This window comes from Bacillus cereus group sp. N21, from assembly GCF_016483395.1.
In the GTDB taxonomy this organism is placed as follows: Bacteria; Bacillota; Bacilli; order Bacillales; family Bacillaceae_G; genus Bacillus_A; species Bacillus_A pseudomycoides.
On sequence record NZ_JAEHBX010000430.1, the window covers coordinates 1 to 237 of the forward strand.

The following is a 237-nucleotide window of genomic DNA, read 5'->3' on the forward strand; positions in this document are numbered from 1 at the left end:
TGCTAATGTAGGTTCTCATAAGTACATGAAAGTCCGTCAATACAAGGAATATGCAGAAGCGAAGTCAACTATTGAAAATCAAGTACAAGAAAAAGAAAACGAATTACAAACGATTGACCATGATTTAAAGAAAGTTGAAGAAAAAACAAACGAATTACAAGCAATGAAAAAAAGTTTGGAAAGTGATGTTACTGATAAGCAAAAAAAATTAGAGACAGTGAAACAACAAGTAGAGAG

The 237-nt window shown here is 31.2% G+C and carries 1 pseudogene; it reads left to right on the forward strand.

Annotated features, from left to right (window positions below):
* Positions 1–237 (forward strand): annotated as a pseudogene (locus JDS96_RS31510) (plasmid recombination protein); the annotation flags it as partial.